The sequence below is a fragment of the uncultured Leptotrichia sp. genome, assembly GCF_938036635.1.
Taxonomy (GTDB): Bacteria; Fusobacteriota; Fusobacteriia; order Fusobacteriales; family Leptotrichiaceae; genus Leptotrichia; species Leptotrichia hongkongensis.
Genome location: NZ_CALHQO010000006.1, coordinates 1 through 1132, shown reverse-complemented (window position 1 = coordinate 1132; position 1132 = coordinate 1). Strand labels below are relative to the sequence as shown.

At 28.0% G+C, this 1132-nt stretch carries 1 protein-coding gene; it reads right to left on the bottom strand.

Going from position 1 to position 1132, the window contains the following annotated elements; genetic code table 11:
• Window positions 1-107: 107 nt before the first annotated feature.
• Window positions 108-704 (bottom strand): outer membrane beta-barrel protein, encoded by a 597-nt coding sequence (locus tag Q0370_RS00050; RefSeq protein WP_299570395.1) that lies wholly within the window; start codon window positions 702-704, stop codon window positions 108-110.
• Window positions 705-1132 lie beyond the last annotated feature (428 nt).

Genomic DNA, 1132 nt, shown 5'->3' with positions numbered 1-1132 from the left:
GATATTAATTTTGATAAAAAAATATTTTGCTTATCTAATTATTTTTTAAAAAAAAACTACCACATATTGTGGTAGCAAAAATACTATCTATTTTTATTGATTAAATATTAATTTCCTAAATTGAAATCATAACCTACACCAAGAGATACTCTTCCGTAGTTAGCATTATATTTAGATTTAACACCTAAAGGTCCTTCGTATTCATATTTACCTTTATTTTCTTTATACATAAGTTCCACATTTACGTTGTTGACGTTGATTCCTCCACCTACACCGTAGTAAAGTCCACCTTCTGCTTTATATTTACCTAATCTACCATAATCATGATCTCCATTATTGAATGAATATCCTAAGTCACCTTTTACATAAGGTTTAACAGTAGTTTGTGTATCAAATGTATATTTAGCTGTTCCATATACAGGTATTGAATTATAGTTTTTCAAGTTTTGTCCTGAAACTTTATCTTTTAAATCTTTGTGGAATTGGAATGCAGTCCCTCCTCCTAATTCTAATCCTGGAACTACTTCGTTTCTATACTCAACTCCAATTTCTCCAGAACTGTTTTTAGTTTTTTGATTTTTGTAGTTTTGTCCATAATGGTATTTACCACCTAAATCTAATCCACCCTTTGCTTCAATTTTTCCAGCATCTGCGAATGAAGCTGCTCCTAAAACTAAAAATAAACCAATTAATGTCTTTTTCATAATTAATCACCTTTCTTTTCTAAAAAATCTCCTTTACAATCTTGCTTTCTAAAATTTCTAAATCAAATTGCTGTATTTAACAATTGAAGATTATACATCCTCCTCAACTGTCAACAGTATTATACCCTATACAACTTATAAGTTAGTGTATCTATCTTTAGTTTTGCCTTTGACTAAATCCTTTATTTACACCTAATTATCGTATAAAATACACCTTTCAGACATATTCTAATACTGCAAAAAATTTTTGATTCCAAGCTGAACATTACAATACTTTTATTTATGTTTTCATGATAAATTGCTCAACTTCCTTAAAGTGTTTTTCTTTACATAATCACTTTAATTCTATAGCAAAACGTAAAGTGGCTAGTCATTAAACAAGGCTGAATACGTAAAAATATGAATTTATTTTAATTCTTTATATTCAT